Genomic DNA, 18,990 nt, shown 5'->3' with positions numbered 1-18,990 from the left:
CCGACATCAAACCGGTCGCAGCCCCGTGTTGCGACCGGTTTTTTATTGACCCGGCCTGCCGCTCATCCTAAAACATGCAAAATCGTCAAAACAGGCAATTCATGCATTATGTCCAGCGTTGAAACCCGTCAGGCCGAAATTGAAAAACTGCTTCATCAACAGGGAACCCTGCGCGTTCCCGATCTGGCGCAGCAATTTCATGCGTCGCTTGATACCATCCGCCGTGACTTGCGGCAGATGGAGGAAAGCGGCTTGTTGCGCCGGATTCACGGCGGCGCGGTGCAGGTATCGGTATCCAATGGCCCCTATCAGACACGCTTGCAGGAATTATTACCGGAAAAAGGCGCGATTGCCCGCAAGGTTGCCCGCGACCTGATCCCCAATGATGCCATCGTGTTTTTCGATAGCGGTTCCACCATCCTTGAAATTGCCCGTCACTTGAAACTTTCCTTTTGCGGTATGGTCATTACGGTCAATCCGGCGGTGGCCGTCACCCTTGCCGAACACCCCCATGCAAAAATCATCATGATCGGCGGGTCGGTTTTAAAACAGGAAATGGTAATCCACGGCCCGACCGCGATGGACGAAATCCGGCGCTATCATGCCGACATCTGTATTATCGGCACCTGTGCGCTGCATCCCGAACAGGGATTGACCGCATCCTGCCTTGAAGAACGCACAACCAAAGCCGCCATGATTGCGCAATCGACTGAAACTATTGCGGTTGCAACCGCAGACAAGCTGGAAACCAGCCTGCCCCACCGGGTTTGCGGGCTGGATGAGATTTCCCGGCTGGTAACCGGGCGTAAATTGTCATCGGGTTATTTGCAAAATTATAAAAATCATGGCGTCGAAATCATTCTCGCCTGAGGCGATACGGGACATCACATCATGACATCTGCCCACAATTTGGTGCATAACCGCGTTCGCGGAATTTTCTTTTTGCATGGTGCCGGTTTTTCAAGCTGGGTGCCGCATATTCCCATGGTGCAGGACCGTCTTGGTCTGGGTCATGCAGATCTGGGCTGGGCGCTTTTGGCCGCCGCTGTTGGCGTTTTGGCTGTCATGCCGTTTGCCGGCCGCCTGACCGATCATTTTGGCAGCGACAGTATCGTTCGCCATACCAAATGGGCCTATTATCCGGCACTTGCCATTCCGCTTTTCATGAACAGCCTAACTACCTTGTCCATTGCTATGTTTGTCATGGGGTTTTCGGCTGCCTGTCTTGATATTGCCATGAATGCCAATGGCCTGAATGTGGAACGCGCCAAACGCAAAAGCCTGATGTCGGGTCTGCACGGGTTCTGGAGCCTTGGCGGCTTTGCCGGGGCCGGGTTTGCCGCCCTTTGGTTTGCCTTGCCTTTACCGATGACGCTGCATCTGCCTGTCAGTGTGACTTTGCTGCTGATCGTGCATTGCTATCTGCAAAATGGTTTGATGCGCGACCCGGTGCATGCGCAAAACACCGAAACTTATGGTGTAAAACAAAAAAGTATCTTTTTGATTTTGCTTCCTTTTGGCATTTGCGCCTTCATCGGGCAGTTCGGTGAAGGTGTCATTACCGACTGGGCGACGGTCCTGATGAACAGCAATCTGCAATCCGGACCGACACTGGCGGCCATCGGCTTTGCGCTTTATTCTGCGGCGATGGCCGCCGCCCGGCTGTCCGGTGACCGGGTGGTCGATAAAATCGGTCGCCCTGCCGTCCTGATCGTCAGTTCCGGGCTGGCATCAAGCGGGTATTTGCTGCTTGCCCTTGCGCCCAATATCATCATCGCCTGGATAGGGTGCTTTATCGCCGGAATCGGTCTGGCCGTTATTCTGCCGTTGCTGATTTCAGCCGCAGCACAGGCAACCGGCAAAAGCGGCGGATCGGTTGTCGCCACCATCGCTGCCACAGGATATAGTGCCTTGATGGCAGGCCCGCCCTTTATCGGTTTTATTGGTGAGCATTACGGTCTGGTGACTGCGTTTTTGATGACGTCTGTTTTTCTGGGGATGATCATTCCGGTTTACCTGCTTGGCATGCGCAAACGGTTTAAAATCATCAGCAACAGTTGATTGACGCGGGATTCTGTCCCATAACATCGTTCTTTGCGCCACCAGCCGAATGAGAGCGTCACATGTCCCATCCTGTTACCCACGGCACGTTTCCCCGTACCCGCCTGCGCCGTAACCGCATGACCGATTGGTCTCGTCGGATGGTGGCTGAAACCAGATTAAGCGTGGATGACCTGATCCTTCCGGTCTTTGTGATTGATGGCAAGGGACAACGGACCCCGATCCCCTCCATGCCAGGTGTGGATCGTCAGTCGGTTGATATCCTGATCGAAACGGCAAAACATGCCGAAAAGCTCGGCATTCCGGCGCTGGCGCTGTTTCCCTATATCGATCCAGCCCTGAAAACGACCGATGCGTGCGAAGCCTATAATCCCGATAATATCGTGTGCAGGGCAATCAAGGCAATCAAGGATTCCTGCCCCAATCTGGGGGTAATCACCGATGTCGCACTCGACCCGTTTAACGCCAATGGTCAGGATGGCGTGGTGGTGAATGGTGAAATCCTCAATGATGAAACCACCGAGGCGCTGGTGCGTCAGGCACTGGTACAGGCACAGGCGGGATGCGATGTTGTCGCGCCATCCGATATGATGGATGGCCGGATTGGAGCCATTCGCGATGTGCTGGAATCTGAAGGGCTGAAAAAAATCCAGATCATGGCCTATGCTGCGAAATATGCCTCAGCATTTTATGGTCCGTTCCGCGATGCCATTGGATCGGCCAGCGCACTGGGCAAGGCCGACAAAAAAACCTATCAGCTTGATCCCGCCAATACAGACGAGGCCCTGCGCGAAGTTGCCTATGACATTCAGGAAGGGGCGGATTCTGTTATCGTCAAACCCGGCCTGCCCTATCTTGATATCCTGCAACGGGTTCGCGAAAATTTTGGCGTGCCCGTTTTTGCCTATCAGGTGTCGGGCGAATACGCGATGCTGAAGGCCGCCGCCCAGAATGGCTGGCTTGATTATCAGACCTGTGCGCTTGAAACCCTGTCCTGCTTCAAGCGCGCCGGGGCATCCGGTATCCTGACCTATAGCGCAATTGACGTGGCAGAAGTGCTGTAAAATCACTCAAGGGAGCCCTCAATCAGGCTCCCTTGTCTCTCATTCAGGCAACATCAGCCTGTTCAAGACCATTGCCGATGGCGCGGGCCAGAAAATGTGGTCGCAAACCGGATCGGGCATAAAGCCCTTCCAAATCGCCATAGCCATCCAGAAACCCGCCATGCGTGACCAGCAATGTCTTGATCCCCGCAGCCAACCCGCCCAGAACATCAGTGTGCAAGGTGTCACCAACCATCAAAATACGGTCCGCGGCAACATCCGGATTGCGGCGCATGACTTCTTCAAATACTTCGACATACGGCTTGCCAACACATTGCGGCATCACACCGCACATATCAGCCGCCTTGTGGGCAAAATAACCGGCCTCAACCGACAGAAAATCCCCCATCGGGGCACAGATGTCCGGATTGCCAACCAGAATGGGCCGCCCCCGCCGCATCAGGCTTTGTTCCAGCAGATTCTGACGGTTCGGGGTCCAACCTTCGGAATCAATCAGCACGAACCCGTCAACACCATCATACAATTCCGGATCATCGCCCAGGGCATGAACCTGTCCGGGTAAAATATCAAACGGCCAGCTTGACGGCGCCATTGCCCCCCAAAGGCCAATTTCGGCATAGCCCGCCATCAGCGGCGCGACAAATTGCTGGCTGGAGATAAGAGATTCCCTGTCAAAGTCAAAACCCCGCCCCCGGTGACGCGCGATAATGGCATCGGCCGAACTGGACGCATCATTGGTAATCACCGCCAGACGCTTGCCCTGATCCTTAAGGGTTGCAACCGCCGTTACGGCACCCGGTATGGCCTGCTTGCCGGAATTCAGAACGCCAAAGGCATCAAAGACAATCAGATCAAACTGTCCGGCAATCGCCAGCAGGTTTGAAACATGCTGTGTTGCTGTCGGTACCACGGAAGGGTCAATTTGCGGCAGACGGGTTGCATATTGCAAATAGGCTGCTATCGCCTGCTCCCGGTCCAATCTTGGTCTGTTGTCACTCATCGGCGCGTGGTCTCCCTCGTCACTCTGCCCGGGAAAGAATCCGGTCCACTTTATTTTACCGGCGCAGCGTTAGCACAGTCGGCCTCGAAGAACCAGCAGCCAGAGCCTCAAACAAAACAGGTCGGCGGGTTTTGGGTGATTAAGGTCGAGTAATTTTATTAGTCATGCAATGAATGCATGGCAATAAATTACCATTATTTTCTGTTCTATTCGCCCATTTAGGGAGGAAACGTTGCATTTCTGTGACTTGCCGCGCTTTTTATGGCTCAGCCCTGCAAAAAACGCATTGGTGTTTCAGGCGTAGCAAGCATAAATTGTTTTTCAGAAGATAACAGCAGCCGATAACTGGGGCGATAAAGCATCGCCAGAATTTCAGCCGAGGCTGCGTAGCCAAACCGACAAGTCGAACCAGTCAGCATGTCCATTGCAGGACGTGAACGGTGAATACATGACGGTTTACTGTATGACAAAGCCCGGGACAATCCGGACGGTTTGAAATAGGTGATGAAATGTTCCTGACAAAAATTTTTGCTTATCTGCGTGCCCTGCGTATCCAGTACCAGACCCAGATCGCCTTGCAGAAGCTTGACGCCCGCGAACTGGCCGATATCGGCCTGAACCGCGACCAGATTGACGATGTTGCGCATCGCGTCGCATTCGGTCAGTAAGATATACGGTTTTGCAGGCGCGCCCTGCGCCTCATTCGTAAAAAGCCCGATCATCATGACCGGGCTTTTTTGATGTCGGGGGCATAGGATACCGGTCAAAACAGATTTTGATACTGATCGCGCAGTATGTTCTTTTGAACTTTGCCCATCGCATTACGCGGCAGATCCGGAACAAAAATCACCTTTTTCGGCACCTTGAAATTTGCCAACCTGCCCTTGATCGCATCAATAATCATTTGATCGGCAAGGCACGGGTCGGTTCGCACAACAATGGCAACGATCGCCTCGCCAAAATCGGGATGCGGCACACCAATCACCGCACTTTCCAAAACTCCGTCCAGATCATCAATCGCGGTTTCAATTTCCTTGGGATAAACGTTAAAACCGCCGGTGATCACCAGATCCTTGGCACGTCCGACAATATGGACATATCCGCGATCATCGATCAGGGCGATATCACCTGTGATGAAAAACCCGTCATCGCGAAATTCCTCGCGGGTTTTTTCCGGCATTTTCCAGTATCCGGCAAAAACATTAGGTCCCCGCGCCTCCAGTACCCCGACTTGACCGGCAGGTAATACCCTGCCTGCGTCATCTGTGACCCGGATGTCAACATCGGGCAAAGCCTGACCAACAGTATGCACAATCCTTTCACCATCCAGCGGATTGGATGTCGCCATGCCCATTTCCGTCATTCCATACCGTTCCAGCAAAGTATGGCCGGTGCGGCGCTGAAACGCCATGAAGGTTTCCGGCAGCAAAGGAGCAGACCCAGAAATAAACAACCGCATATTGCGCGTGGTTTCGGCGGTAAAATCATTCCCCGCCAGCAAACGGACATAAAAGGTCGGAACACCCATCATCACCGTGCAACACGGCAAAACTTTCAGGGCTTCGTCACGGTCAAAACGGGGGGCGAAATACATTTTCGACCCCGATAACAAAACGCAATGGCAGGCAATGAACAAGCCGTGGGTATGAAAAACCGGCAAGGCATGAAACAGCACATCCACGCGCGTGAAACCCCACAATTTTTCCAGTGTCGTAGCATTGGACCACAGATTAATCTGGGTCATCATCGCTCCTTTGGGCTTGCCGGTGGTGCCCGATGTATAAAGTATTGCCGCCAGATCGTCATCGGCACAGGCGACCGCCGGAAAATCAGTGGTCTGATCCTGGCTGGCGTCGATGATGCTGCCATCGCCTTCCGTACCCAGCGTCATGACCACGGCGACATCTTGTTCCCGGGCAATATGGCGCACCTCGTCTTCGCGACCGGGCTGACACACAAATACCACCGGGGCGGCATTATTCATGAAATAGGCCAGCTCTTCGGCCTGATAGGCCGTATTCAGCGGCAAATAAACCAGCCCGGCTCGGATACAGCCCAGATATAAAAACAGGGATTCCGGCGATTTATCGACCTGAACGGCGATCCGGTCGCCTTTTTGCGCCCCTAACGCCACAAGGGTCGCGGCAAAACGCGATGATTCTTGATCCGCATCGGCATAGCTATAAGTCCGCCCATCCGGTGTTTCCATCAGAACGCGGCTGGTATCTGCCGGGAACCGGTCCCGGATGCGCATAAAAAGGCTGGTCGTCACGTTTCTGATCCCCGATCACTATTGCGTCCGAACCCCATTCAGGCTGCCCGGTTGACCGGCACAATAAGGCAGATCATCGCAACGTGCAATTCGGTACTGATTTACCGGATGGCCGGGATATGAGGAATTATCCAACCTGTGGAAATTCGCCATCAATAAACGGAAACGCCTCGGAAACCGTCACCAGCAATTCAGGATAAAAGCCGTTAAAATGGGTCGCCAGCGCGTTACTATACGCCCCGATATGGCCGAATTCGATCCAGTCACCTTCCTCAATGTCGGCGGGCAACGTTACAGTTGCAGGTAGCACATCCATATTGTCGCAGGTCGGACCATATATCGTGAAATCAAGGGTATCTTCCTCGTTTTTAAAGTCTCCCTTGACCCGCATTGCCCGCACCGGATAGCGCAAATTACCGGTCACCGCCTCGGACAGACTGCCATAAATCCCGTCATTGATGAAAAGCTGATCCTCCTTGCGCAGATGGACTTGCGTAATCAACGACACACCGCTGGCAACAAGGGCGCGGCCCGGTTCGCACATATAGGTGACATCGGGATAATCCAGCCACCGGATGCAATCCTTGATTTCTTCCATAAAAACTTCAAGGTCCGGGGCGCGCTGGTTGATATATTGCCCCGGAAAACCGCCACCAACATCCAGATACCGCAAGGGAACACCGGCAAAATCCACCACCTGCCGGATCAGTTCAATCGCAATGCGATAACCGTTTGGTGTGGTGCATTGCGATCCAACATGAAAACACAGCCCGGTTTCATAGCCATAAGCATCGACCTTTTTCAACAATTCCGATGCTGTCATCGGCCGCGCCCCGAATTTGGCCGACAAATTATAGGTCGCCCCGGCCGGTGGGGTCGCCAGACGCACATGAATGACAATTTCCGGATCGCCATCGGTTTCAGTGCGAATTTTTTCCAGTTCGCTTTCTGTATCAATCACAAAATGCCGCACGCCAAACACCCGATGCGCGCTGCGGATGGCATCGCGGCTTTTGACCGGATGCATAAAATAGGCATCCATGCCAGGAAATTGACGCCGCACCAAGGCAATTTCTTCGGTCGAGGCAGTGTCGAAATGCCGCACCCCGCCTTCATGCAAATACCGCATAATTTCAGGATGTGGATTGCATTTCACCGCATACAAGACCCGACCGGGAAACATTTCAACAAACCGCTGGGCCGATTCCCTGAGGATATCTGGCCGCAAACAATAAACCGGATAGGACGGTTTCAATTCCCGGACAACATCAAGGCTTGTTTCAAAGTGGCGTGGCATCAAGGGCTCCGCAGTTTAGCAAGGTTTTTGCCGGAACATCTCTAACGATAAATATGTCGTTCCAACGGCGAGATGACTGATCAAGCCTAGCAACCCTGACCGTCCCTGTCATGCCTGAACAATCGGATCGCTCTTGCCAGACATACATACAGACGTTAAATTGGTAAACCAATACCAAATAACCATTTAAGCGGCGCAGGCGTTTTCCGCCTGACCCGCCTGCATACAATTCCACAGGGAGTCCTGAAATGTCCATCCGCCCGGTGCTTGATCCCTTTGCCCTGGTCCCCGAACTTGACAGTAGACACCTGATCAATGGCGAACTGGTCGCGCCGATATCGGGCAAATGCTTTGACGTATTTAATCCCGCCACGGGCAAGGTGATCGGCAAGGCCGCAGAAGGGAATGCCCGCGATGTTGATCTTGCCGTTATGGCCGCCAAAATCGCCCAGAAAGACTGGGCCGAACGCCCGGCGCGCGAACGCGGTAAACTGGTGGCGGAATGCGGTCGTGTCCTGACAGCGCATGTCGAGGAACTTGGCCGCCTGATCGCCCTTGAATCCGGCAAGGCCCTGCGTACGGAAAGCCGGGTCGAGGCATCGGTTCTGGCCGACATGTTTGTATTTTTTGGCGGACTGGCCTCGGAACTTAAGGGCGAAACCGTACCATTCAACCCCAATATGATGACCCTGACCACCCGCGAGCCAGTTGGTGTGGTTGGTGCGATTATTCCGTGGAATGTGCCATTATTGTTGATGGCGATCAAGGTTGCCCCGGCGCTGGTCGCGGGCAATAGTGTGGTGGTCAAATCCGCCGAAGACACGCCTTTTACCGTGCTGAGGGTTTGCCAGATCATGCAACAGGTCCTGCCCAAAGGTGTTTTGAACATTCTGTCGGGGTTTGGCCCCGGTTGCGGCGGGCCGCTGGTTGAACACAAGGACGTTAAAAAAGTATCCTTTACCGGATCGGTTGAAACCGGTCGCATTGTCTATCGGGCGGCTGCCGAAAAATTGATCCCGGTGACCCTTGAGTTGGGCGGTAAATCACCGATGATCGTGATGGCCGATGCCGATCTTGACAAGGCGATTAATGGAGCCGTCGGCGGCATGCGCTTTACCCGTCAGGGGCAAAGCTGTACGGCATCATCGCGCATTTTGGTGCATGAAAGCCTGCATGATGCCTTTGTTACCCGCCTCAAAGACCGGGTGAATGCCCTGAAAATGGGTGATCCGCTGGACGAAGAAACCGATATCGGCACCATCATCAATCGCAAACAGCGTGACAAGATCTGTGGTTATATCGACATTGGCGAACAACAAGGGGCAACCAAACACGAACTGAGCGCCCTGCCCGCCAATGACAGCCTGAAAGACAGATTGTTTGTGCGTCCGGTGATTTTTACCGACGTCAAACCCGATCATCGCATCGCCCGCGAGGAAATTTTTGGCCCCGTTGCCTGTATCTTCAAGTTCAAGACCTTTGAAGAAGCCCTTGAACTGGCCAATGACAGCGATTTTGGCCTTGCGGCGACTATCTGGACCACCGACCTGAAAACCGCCTTGCAGGCAACCAAACGCCTTGATGCCGGTTTTGTTCAGGTCAACCAGAATCTGGTGGTCCAGCCCAACCTGTCCTATGGAGGCGTTAAACTTTCCGGGTTGGGCAAGGAAGCATCGCTGGAAAGCATGCTGGAACATTACACCCACAAGAAAACCATCATCCTGAACATGGAATAATCCGGCATTCTGTTCCCTGATGAACCGGGTTGCACAGAATGCAACCCGGTTTTTTTGTCTGATCCCTTGACGTTGTGACAATCATCCGCAATGGTGCGGTGGATACCTGAATTCGTTCCTGAAAGTGTCTGGCAATGTCTGATTTTATTGGCATCAATCTGTCACCCGCGCCAACCCCTCTGTGGGTGGAATCGGTTGCAATGATGCCCGTTGCGGCGATTTCCTGCCTGCGAATGTGAACCCTGTCATTTGCGAATGACAGGTCTGGTTGATCTTTTTTTCTTCCCACATGAAACAAGTCGTTACCGTCCACCGGGGCGGAACGCAGCAGGAGTATGGAAATGACTGTTTCCTACCATGATATCGTCCGTGCGGCCCGCCTTCTCGAAGGCATCGTCAGCAAGACACCTTTGGTAAAATCGCAAACATTATCAAATATTTGCGAGGCAGAAGTTTATCTGAAACTGGAGAATCTGCAGTATACCGCCTCGTTCAAGGAACGCGGTGCCTATATCAAACTGACCAGCCTCAGCCCCGAAGAACGCGCCAAAGGTGTCATTGCCGTATCGGCGGGCAACCATGCCCAGGGTGTGGCCTATAACGCCAAACGCCTTGGCATCCCGGCCACCATCGTCATGCCCGAAAACACCCCCTTTACCAAAATCAAACATACCCGATCACACGGGGCCGAAGTGGTTCTTAAAGGATCGGTTCTGGCGGAATCGATGGCCGCTGCCCATGAAATCCGAGAAGAACGCGGCCTGACCTTTGTTCATCCGTTTGATGATCCGGACATCATCGCCGGTCAGGGCACGGTCGGACTGGAAATTCTGAATGAAGGTATTGATTTTGATACCATTATTGTGCCGATTGGCGGTGGCGGACTGGCGGCGGGTATTGCCACGGCGGTCAAATCGCGTCGCCCGGATATCGACGTGATCGGTGTTGAAACCCGCATGTATCCGTCGATGCATGAAGGCATCAATGGCCTGCCCTATAGCGGCAGCGGTGTGACCATTGCCGAAGGCATTGCCGTCAAACAACCCGGCGGGCTAACACTGGAAATCTGTAAAAAATATCTGGATGATGTGTTGCTGGTCGAAGAATCCGCAATTGAGCGTGCCATCCAGATGCTGATTGAAATTGAAAAAACCGTGGTCGAAGGTGCCGGGGCCGCCCCGCTTGCAGCCTTGCTGGATCATCCTGACCGGTTCCGGGGCCGCAAGGTTTGTATCATTGTCAGTGGCGGCAATATCGATTCCCGGCTGTTGGCACAGGTCCTGATGCGCGGCATGGCGCGCGAAGGACGTCTGGTGCGCATCCGGATCGAAATTCCCGATGTACCGGGTGCACTGGCACGCATCAGCACCCTGATCGGCCAATCCGAAGCCAATATTATCGAGGTCTATCACCAGCGATATTTTTACGATATTCCGGCCAAGCAAACCGATGTCGATATGGTGCTGGAAGTACGCGACACATCACACGCCGCCCAAGTCGTGGAATTCCTCAGGGAAAACGGTTATGGTGGACGATTGCTGGGCAATACGTCGCTGGACTGATATTTTCAAAACCCGGCGGGTTTTGCCTGCCGGGTTTTCATATCCCGCCTTTATGACAGGCGGGCGTAACCCCCACCATAATAGAGCAACGGGTCGCCGGTTTGTCCCAGGGTGATGTTTTCGACACGGCCCACAATGATGCTGTGATCCCCGCCATCATGCACCGCATGACGTGCGCAGGAAAAGGATGCGATATTTCCCACAAGCCTTGGTATTCCGTGGCCGTCATCCTCAAATTCCAAACCCTGCCAGCGATCATCAATCGGGGCAGCGAACCGTTCGGACAGGATGCGCTGTTCCTGCTGCAAGACATTGATGCAAAAATGTTTGGAATCGCCGATAAAAATCGCGTGTGAGGCGGCCATTCGATCTACTGAAAACAGCACCAAAGGCGGCTCCAGCGAGACCGAAGCAAAGGAATTGATTGTAATTCCCGCCTTGCTGCCATCCGTCGCGCGGGTCGTTACCACAGCAACACCAGTGGCAAACTGGCCAAGGCAATCGCGAAATTCACGCGGCGAAAATGACATCTTTGGACAATTCTTTCGTATATGGAATCAGGCAGGGAACATGGCGACAAATTGGAAAGCTGTCAAATACTGACATTAAGTGATTTATAAACAGGATGTTAAGCTATTTGGTCAGAAATAGAATGCTGCACTATGGATGTTTTGATAAAAGGCACCACATATGCATACTGGGGCATATTGCGTGTGCGAACCATGCAAGCGTATATCAGGGTTGGTAAGGGGTACTGAATGTTTCTGATCATTGGCTATCTTGTTGTGATTGGTGCCGTTTTGGGCGGATATATGCCGCATGGCGATATTGCCGTGCTGTGGCAACCGCTTGAAGTTCTGATCATTTTCGGTGCCGCTTTCGGGACGTTTTTGTCTGCCAACCCGCTTAGCGTTGTCAAACGCGGCTTTACCTATACATTGCGCGCGATGAAAGGGGCAAAGAAGAAAGCCCAGTATCTTGAATTACTGATTTGCCTTTATGCAGTCTTCCGACTGGCAAAATCCAAGGGCGATCTGGCCCTTGAGGCCCATGTTGAAAACCCTGAAAGCTCCAGCCTGTTTAATAATTTCCCCGGCGTCACCAAAGACCATCATGCCCTTGAGTTTCTCTGCGACTATTTGCGTCTTCTGACATTGGGAACCTCGAATTCCTATGAACTTGAAGCCGTTATCGATCAGGAGCTTGAGGCTCATCACGAAGAAGAGCACATGGTATCCGATGCCGTCCAGACAATTGGCGATGCTTTGCCTGCGTTGGGTATTGTTGCCGCGGTGCTGGGCGTGATTGTGACCATGAGTTCCGTGACCGAGCCGCCGGAAATTCTGGGTGGCCTGATTGCTGCGGCCCTTGTCGGCACCTTTCTCGGCATTCTGGCCGCCTATGGTTTCGTGTCGCCAACGGCGTCCGCCATCAAAAAAGTACTGGATGCCGATGCCAAATATTATAGCTGCATGAAGGTCGCCCTGATCGGTCATATGCAAGGATATGCACCACAGGTTTCCGTTGAATTTGCCCGCAAAATTTTGCCTCATGATGTGCGCCCCAGCTTCAAGGAAATCGACGAAGCCCTGCAAAATGCGCCGACAGCGTAATACCGAATAAACCGGCAAGGACTGATCGCGCGACATGCCAGATATTGTCATCAAGAAAATCAAAAAAGGCGGCCACGGTCATCACGGCGGCGCATGGAAGGTTGCCTATGCCGACTTTGTGACAGCGATGATGGCCTTTTTCCTGCTGTTATGGTTGCTGAGCAGCGCCACCGATGAACAGCTTCAGGGAATTGCCAATTATTTTTCGCCGGAAACAGTTTCCAGCAGCGATTCCGGTAGTGGTGGCATTCTGGGCGGCACCAGTCTGGCAGTCGAAGGGTCCTTGCGGTCGGAAATGGGGGCTCCTTCGGTCAGTATGCCAATCCCGCCACCCCAAACGCCGGAACAAGCAGCCGCCGCCCAACAGGCCCGCATCGAAGACAAGGAATTTGATCAGGCCGCCGAAGAATTGCGCGAAGCACTTAAAGATACCCCCGAACTGGCCGGGTTGTTTGACAATCTGATTATTGATGAAACCGACGAAGGTTTGCGCATCCAGATCGTTGATAAAGACGGTACGTCGATGTTTCCAAGCGGCAGTCCCGCGATGAACGACCATACCCGTCAATTGCTTGCCAAGGTGGCCGAAGCCATTGAAGGCATGCCGCAAGATATTGCCATTGACGGTCATACTGACAGCGTTCCGTTTGGCGACGGATCGGGTGATTACAGCAACTGGGAACTCTCGGCGGATCGGGCCCTTGCCACCCGTCGCGAACTGGGGGCGCTGGGCCTGCCCGACAGCCGATTTGGCAAGGTATCGGGACGCGCCGATACTGATCCCCTGCTTCCTGATGCACCTAACAATGAACAAAACCGCCGGATCAGCATCACCCTGTTGCGCGGCACTGGTGATCGTGCCGCCCTTGGGACAGAGCCGGATGGAACCGATGTGCAGCCGTCGTCGGGCACCGGCCTTTTGCCACCTGACACAACACCGCCGTCACAACAGACACCGGGAAGTGGTGGTGCCAACACGCCGATCACCCGACCGACATTCTCGGTGCCGTCGCGGCAATAGCAATCGACTATTTTTTCATGGATCAGGACACGCCCCTTTAAAGATTGCCCGCCCATCCCTACACTGAATATAATCTTTCAGGCCCCAAAACGGGAAACGGCAGAAATGACTGTCAACCACAGACGGCTGACCCAACATTATTTCATGACAGCCCCGATGCCCTGCCCTTATTTGCCAGGGCGGTTCGAGCGCAAACTGGTGACCGAATTGCGAGGGGCCGAGGCCAATAATGTGCATGACCTGTTGTCACGGGCCGGTTTTCGCCGCAGTCATTCCATTGCCTATCTTCCGGCCTGTGGTGATTGCGAAGCTTGCATCCCGGTTCGGGTTCGGGCAAAGGAATTCATCGATACCAAATCTTTTCGCCGGACCCGCAGCAAAAACAAGGATTTGAGACGTTCCATCAATGCCCCGGCGGCAACACAGGAACAGTTTCGCCTGTTTGGTCTGTATCAGGATGCGCGACATGGCAATGGCGATATGGCGCGCATGGATGCACGCGATTACCGCGCCATGGTCGAAGACAGCACGGTCGATACCTCTATTTTTGAATATCGGACGACAAATGGCCATCTGATTGCTGCCGCACTGGTGGATGCCCTGTCAGATGGATTGTCGGCGGTTTACAGTTTTTTTGATCCTGCTGCCGCCGAACGCGGACTTGGGACCTATGTCATTCTTGATCTGATTGACGAGGCACAGGCCCTTGGCCTGCCCTATGTCTATCTTGGCTACTGGATCGATGAATGCCGCAAAATGTCTTATAAAATGCGGTTTCAGCCTTTGGAAACTTTCCAGAAAGGGATCTGGGATATCCGTAACCAGACCTCATAAAACAAAAAGGGGCATCTACAAACGGATACCCCTTTTTCTTATCGGCAAGATTAAGATTTTACCTGAACAAAACACCCGGCAACCATGTTGCCAATGCCGGAAATGCGGCAATCAAACACAGGGCCAGCAACTGGATCATCACAAACGGAATGATTCCGCGATAGATGTCCCATGTCTTGATCACAGCGGGCGCAACACCACGCAGATAGAACAGTGCAAAGCCAAACGGCGGCGTCAGAAAGCTGGTCTGGAGATTGACGGCAATCATCACACCCAGCCAGACCGGATCGACACCCAGTTTCAGCAGGATCGGGCCGACAATCGGCACGACGACAAAGACGATCTCGATGAAATCAAGGAAAAATCCCATGACAAACATCAGTAACATAACCACCAGCATCGCCCCGAAAACCCCGCCGGGCAGATTATGCAGCCATTCTTCCAGCAGGTGATCCCCGCCAAGTCCACGAAACACCAGCGAGAAAATCGACGCGCCCAGCAAAATGACAAAAACCATCGCGCTGATCTGCACCGTCTGGCGGGTCACTACCTTCAGCACATTCCAGCTTAGTTTGCGGTAAAAAGCCGCCAAAACGGTTGCGCCAACACCCCCAAATGCCGCAGATTCCGTTGGTGTGGCAATCCCCATCAGGATTGATCCCAAAACGGCAATGATCAGGGTTGCGGGCGGCACAAGGGCGTGCATCACTTCGCGAAACAGGCCATCTGGTCGTTTGCCTTCCATCAGCGCCGGGGCCGATTTCGGATCAATAAACGCCTGAATGATCACCCAACTGATATACAGCCCAACCAGCAACAAACCCGGAATGAATGCACCGGCAAACAGATCCATGACCGATACCGGTTCCGGTGCCCAGTTGCCCAGCGACCGCTGCGCTTCGGCATAGGCCCCCTGCAAAATATCGCCCAGCAGAACCAGAACAATCGACGGCGGAATAATTTGGCCCAATGTCCCGGATGCGCAAATCACCCCGGTCGATAAACGCGGGCTGTAACCGGCCTTTTGCATGGCAGGCAGGCTTAAAAGCCCCATTGTCACCACTGTCGCCCCGACAATGCCGGTTGACGCCGCCAGCAACATGCCGACAATCACCACCGAAATCCCCAGGCCGGCACGCATGGAACCAAACAGCATCCCCATCGTCGTCAGCAATTTCTCGGCGATCCGGGATTTCTCCAACATGATCCCCATAAAAACAAACAACGGAACGGCGACATAAAGTTCGTTGGTCATCACCCCGAAATAGCGCGACGGCAATGACCCCAGCAGGGCCATATCAAAGAAACCCATCGCATTGCCAATCAGCGCAAAGGCCAATCCCACGCCAGCCAGCGAAAATGCCACGGGAAAGCCAAACAAAAGAACGCCGCAGGCCACCCCGAACATCAACAGACTTAAAATTCCACCTGACATCAGACGCCCTCGTGTTCTTCTTCTTTGGTTTCAAATTCGCGATGTCCGGTCAGGACCAGAACACTGCGGGCGGCAAGGGACAGGCCTTGCAAGGCCATCAGGACGCAAAAAACAAGAATGACGGATTTATACAGAAACAATCCCGGCAATCCGCCTGTCTGATTGGAACCTTCCAACCGCGACCAGCTGATCATCACATAGGGGTAGCTATAAATAAAAACCATCACCAAAACCGGCAGCATCAGGACCAGCGAACCGATCAAATCGACCCATGCCTTGAACCGCACTGTTGCCGGACGGTAGAACACATCCACCCGGACATGACCGCCATGCAAAAGCGTATAGCCCGCCCCGACCATGAAAACGATGCCGTGCAGCCACATATACCCTTCCTGCACCGACACCCAGCCAACAGAAAAGCCATACCGCATCGTCGCCACCAGAAACGTGATCACAACGATCGGAATCACCAGCCAGGCAACAGCTTTTCCCAGAAAGTCATTCAGGCCGTCAATCAACCGGACGAAACTTGCCAGAATGTTCAAGTTCCTCTCCTCTTACACATTATATTCTAAAACAGGCGATAATCCGCCCGTCAGCTGCGCCGCGCGACGGTAACGGCAAGGGTCACAAAACACCATTCTTTTTGCTGTCCAATTCAAGATGGCCGCTAAAATAGCTGTGTTGCGCCAACTGGCAACAAAAAACGGCCCCGCAGGGCCGCTTTCATCTCGCATCTTACATCGGCAACATTGATTGTTTCACGTCATTCAAAACGGTTGGATCGCGGGAAACCGGTTGGCGGCATGCGTCCGGCCCCTGCCCGTTTTCCAACCCATTCGGTCAGGTCAGTCACGGTGCGGGTTCGGCCTTCGCTGCCGCCCATGGTCCAGGTCAGACCATCGGCCAGATCAAACAACATCAAATCGGCCAAACCGCCCTGTTTGTATTTTTGCAGGATAACACCACGACCACGGGTCATTTCCGGTACTTCATCAACAGGATAAATCAGCAGTTTGCGGTTGTCACCCAAGACTGCGACATGGTCCTTTTCGACCGGCACGCAGAATTTGGCTTCTTCCTTGTCACCAAGGTTGAGGATTTGCTTGCCATTCCGGGTCTGGGCGACGACTTCGCTTTCAGCAACCTGAAAACCGCGTCCGGCCGAACTTGCCACCAGCAATTTGCGACCCGGTTTATGGACCACCATTTCGACAATGTCATGTTCCTGCGGCAAATCAATCGACAGACGTACTGGTTCGCCATGACCACGCCCGCCGGGCAATTTGTCACAACCCATCGTGTAACAACGGCCTGCTGTGCTCATGATCAGGATTTTATCGGTAGTGAATGCCTTGATCGCAAAACGGCTTTCATCGCCATCCTTGAATTTCAGATCACCAATTTCCGTGGTATGGCCCCGCAATGCCCGGATCCAGCCCATTTTGGAACAAATCACTGTCACCGGTTCACGTTCGATCAGGGCTTCCAGCGGCACGTCAATTTCTTCGGGTGCATCGCCAATTTCAGTGCGCCGTTTGCCCAGAACCGTTTTCTTGCCAAACTTTTCGCGCATTTCCTCGATTTCGTCGCGGATTTTTTTCCAGCGCATCTCCTCGCTGGCCAGCAAGGCTTCAAGTCCCTGCTTTTCTTCGGTCAGCTTGGCATGTTCGTTTTTAAGTTCCATTTCTTCGAGTTTGCGCAACGACCGCAAACGCATATTAAGGATGGCATCCGCCTGAATTTCCGTCAGACTGAAAACCTTCATCAATTCGTTTCTGGGTTCGTCCTCAAAACGGATGATCCTGATCACTTCATCCAGATTAAGATAGGCAATCAGATAACCATCCAGCACTTCAAGGCGATGGTTGATCTTTGCCAAACGATGGTTGGAGCGCCGGATCAGAACAACTTGCCGATGAGCCAGAAACGCCCGCAAAACTTCGCGCAAATTCATCACGCGCGGCGTATTATCGCCATCCAGAACATTCATGTTCAGGCCAAACCGGATTTCCAGTTCAGTATTCTTGAACATCATTTCCATCAGATGCTCCGGTTCGACCGCTCGTGTGCGCGGCTCAAACACCAACCGGATATCATCGGTCGATTCATCGCGCACATCATTCAAAAGCGGCAATTTTTTCGCCACCATCAAATCGGCAATACGTTCGACCAACTTGGCCTTTTGCACCTGATAGGGAATTTCTGTGACCACAATCTGATAAAGACCGTGGGTCATTTTTTCGACTTCCCAACGTGCGCGCAGACGGAACGAACCGCGCCCCGTGGCATAGGCCTCCAGAATATTTTCATGCGGTTCCACCAGAACGCCGCCGGTCGGAAAATCCGGCCCCGGTACACAGCGCACCAGTTCAGCAATCGAGGTCTCTGGCTTGTCAATCAGCTTGATCAGACCGGCGCATAGTTCCCCGGCATTGTGGGGCGGAATATTGGTGGCCATGCCAACCGCAATCCCCGATGCCCCATTGGCCAGCAAATTTGGAAAGGCGGCCGGCATGACAATCGGTTCGCTTTCCTCGCCATCATAGGTGGCGCGAAAATCAACCGCGTCTTCATCAAGGCCATCCATCAGGGCGGCGGCAACCGCCGTCATCCGGGCTTCGGTATATCGCATGGCGGCGGCATTATCGCCGTCAATATTGCCAAAGTTCCCCTGCCCGTCAACCAACGGGTAACGCACGGCAAAATCCTGTGCCAGGCGCACCAGCGCATCATAGACCGACTGGTCACCATGCGGGTGATATTTACCAATTACGTCACCGACCACGCGGGCGCATTTCTTGAACCCCTGTTCCGGATTCAGTTTGAGTTGCCGCATGGCATACAGCAGCCGCCGGTGAACCGGTTTCAGGCCATCGCGCACATCGGGCAACGACCGCGACATGATCGTCGACATCGCATAGGCCAGATAACGTTCGCTTAGCGCGTCTGACAATCGGGTTTCGCGGATTTGTCCTGCGTTGGACGGATCGGAAATCTTTGTGCTCATGAACAGTTTTTCTTGTTGTTTGACCGGGTGAACAACAGCGCACCGGAATGTGCAATCTGCCATGCGGGCAACATACTACGTTTCA

General features: G+C 53.4%; 16 protein-coding genes. 9 read left to right on the top strand and 7 right to left on the bottom strand.

Annotated features, from left to right (window positions below; translation table 11 throughout):
* Positions 1 to 108: 108 nt before the first annotated feature.
* The 3 genes from Q8O73_RS07030 to hemB all read left to right on the top strand — a co-directional run bounded on the left by Q8O73_RS07030 (position 109) and on the right by hemB (position 3,125).
* A complete protein-coding gene (locus Q8O73_RS07030) occupies positions 109 to 870 on the top strand; it encodes a DeoR/GlpR family DNA-binding transcription regulator (protein WP_305556822.1) in 762 nt (253 codons plus the stop codon).
* A 21-nt stretch (positions 871 to 891) separates the two neighbouring features.
* Positions 892 to 2,061 carry an MFS transporter gene (locus tag Q8O73_RS07025; RefSeq protein WP_305556820.1) on the top strand — a complete coding sequence of 390 codons (1,170 nt, stop codon included), beginning with the start codon at positions 892 to 894 and terminating at the stop codon, positions 2,059 to 2,061.
* A 62-nt stretch (positions 2,062 to 2,123) separates the two neighbouring features.
* Positions 2,124 to 3,125, top strand: coding sequence for a porphobilinogen synthase (gene hemB, locus Q8O73_RS07020; protein WP_305556818.1), 1,002 nt, complete (start codon positions 2,124 to 2,126; stop codon positions 3,123 to 3,125).
* A gap of 43 nt (positions 3,126 to 3,168) precedes the next feature.
* Here hemB and Q8O73_RS07015 read toward each other — a convergent pair whose 3' ends face one another.
* On the bottom strand, positions 3,169 to 4,125 hold the full coding sequence (locus tag Q8O73_RS07015; protein ID WP_305556815.1) for an HAD-IIA family hydrolase: 957 nt from the start codon (positions 4,123 to 4,125) through the stop codon (positions 3,169 to 3,171).
* Positions 4,126 to 4,634: 509 nt separating this feature from the next.
* Here Q8O73_RS07015 and Q8O73_RS20145 point away from each other — a divergent pair.
* Positions 4,635 to 4,793 carry a DUF1127 domain-containing protein gene (locus tag Q8O73_RS20145; protein ID WP_371135054.1) on the top strand — a complete coding sequence of 53 codons (159 nt, stop codon included), beginning with the start codon at positions 4,635 to 4,637 and terminating at the stop codon, positions 4,791 to 4,793.
* Positions 4,794 to 4,888: 95 nt separating this feature from the next.
* Here the strand turns inward: Q8O73_RS20145 and Q8O73_RS07005 are convergent, their stop codons facing one another.
* On the bottom strand, positions 4,889 to 6,397 hold the full coding sequence (locus Q8O73_RS07005; RefSeq protein ID WP_371135053.1) for a malonyl-CoA synthase: 1,509 nt from the start codon (positions 6,395 to 6,397) through the stop codon (positions 4,889 to 4,891).
* Between the two features lie 127 nt (positions 6,398 to 6,524).
* Positions 6,525 to 7,694 (bottom strand): type III PLP-dependent enzyme, encoded by a 1,170-nt coding sequence (locus tag Q8O73_RS07000; protein WP_305556811.1) that lies wholly within the window; start codon positions 7,692 to 7,694, stop codon positions 6,525 to 6,527.
* A 248-nt stretch (positions 7,695 to 7,942) separates the two neighbouring features.
* On the opposite strand from Q8O73_RS07000, the gene Q8O73_RS06995 reads away from it, so the two are divergent.
* Complete coding sequence (locus Q8O73_RS06995; RefSeq protein ID WP_305556809.1) at positions 7,943 to 9,430, top strand: aldehyde dehydrogenase family protein; 1,488 nt, start codon at positions 7,943 to 7,945, stop codon at positions 9,428 to 9,430.
* 341 nt (positions 9,431 to 9,771) lie between these two features.
* Complete coding sequence (locus Q8O73_RS06990) at positions 9,772 to 10,992, top strand: threonine ammonia-lyase (RefSeq protein ID WP_305556807.1); 1,221 nt, start codon at positions 9,772 to 9,774, stop codon at positions 10,990 to 10,992.
* 50 nt (positions 10,993 to 11,042) lie between these two features.
* Here Q8O73_RS06990 and Q8O73_RS06985 read toward each other — a convergent pair whose 3' ends face one another.
* A complete protein-coding gene (locus Q8O73_RS06985; protein ID WP_305556805.1) occupies positions 11,043 to 11,522 on the bottom strand; it encodes a flavin reductase family protein in 480 nt (159 codons plus the stop codon).
* A gap of 228 nt (positions 11,523 to 11,750) precedes the next feature.
* Between Q8O73_RS06985 and motA the strand changes: the two genes are divergently transcribed.
* From motA to Q8O73_RS06970, 3 genes are all read left to right on the top strand, one after another.
* A complete protein-coding gene (gene motA / locus Q8O73_RS06980) occupies positions 11,751 to 12,605 on the top strand; it encodes a flagellar motor stator protein MotA (RefSeq protein WP_305556803.1) in 855 nt (284 codons plus the stop codon).
* A 34-nt stretch (positions 12,606 to 12,639) separates the two neighbouring features.
* Positions 12,640 to 13,626: a flagellar motor protein MotB gene (locus Q8O73_RS06975; protein WP_305556801.1), complete on the top strand. Its 987-nt coding sequence runs from the start codon at positions 12,640 to 12,642 to the stop codon at positions 13,624 to 13,626.
* Positions 13,627 to 13,731: 105 nt separating this feature from the next.
* Positions 13,732 to 14,460 carry an arginyltransferase gene (locus tag Q8O73_RS06970; RefSeq protein ID WP_305556798.1) on the top strand — a complete coding sequence of 243 codons (729 nt, stop codon included), beginning with the start codon at positions 13,732 to 13,734 and terminating at the stop codon, positions 14,458 to 14,460.
* Between the two features lie 58 nt (positions 14,461 to 14,518).
* Here the strand turns inward: Q8O73_RS06970 and Q8O73_RS06965 are convergent, their stop codons facing one another.
* The 3 genes from Q8O73_RS06965 to parC form a co-directional block, all read right to left on the bottom strand.
* The gene (locus Q8O73_RS06965; protein WP_305556796.1) at positions 14,519 to 15,895 is read right to left on the bottom strand and encodes a TRAP transporter large permease subunit; all 1,377 of its coding nucleotides are present in this window, start codon (positions 15,893 to 15,895) and stop codon (positions 14,519 to 14,521) included.
* Positions 15,895 to 16,440: a TRAP transporter small permease subunit gene (locus Q8O73_RS06960; RefSeq protein WP_305556793.1), complete on the bottom strand. Its 546-nt coding sequence runs from the start codon at positions 16,438 to 16,440 to the stop codon at positions 15,895 to 15,897. Before Q8O73_RS06960 ends, Q8O73_RS06965 begins: the two co-directional genes overlap by 1 nt.
* Before the next feature lie 221 nt (positions 16,441 to 16,661).
* Entirely contained in the window at positions 16,662 to 18,905 is a 2,244-nt protein-coding gene (parC, locus tag Q8O73_RS06955; RefSeq protein WP_305556790.1) for a DNA topoisomerase IV subunit A, read from the bottom strand.
* Positions 18,906 to 18,990 lie beyond the last annotated feature (85 nt).

It is taken from the genome of Thalassospira sp. (assembly GCF_030690045.1).
In the GTDB taxonomy this organism is placed as follows: Bacteria; Pseudomonadota; Alphaproteobacteria; order Rhodospirillales; family Thalassospiraceae; genus Thalassospira.
The sequence above is the reverse complement of the archived record's forward strand: the minus strand, read 5'-3'. Positions and strand labels throughout refer to the sequence as shown.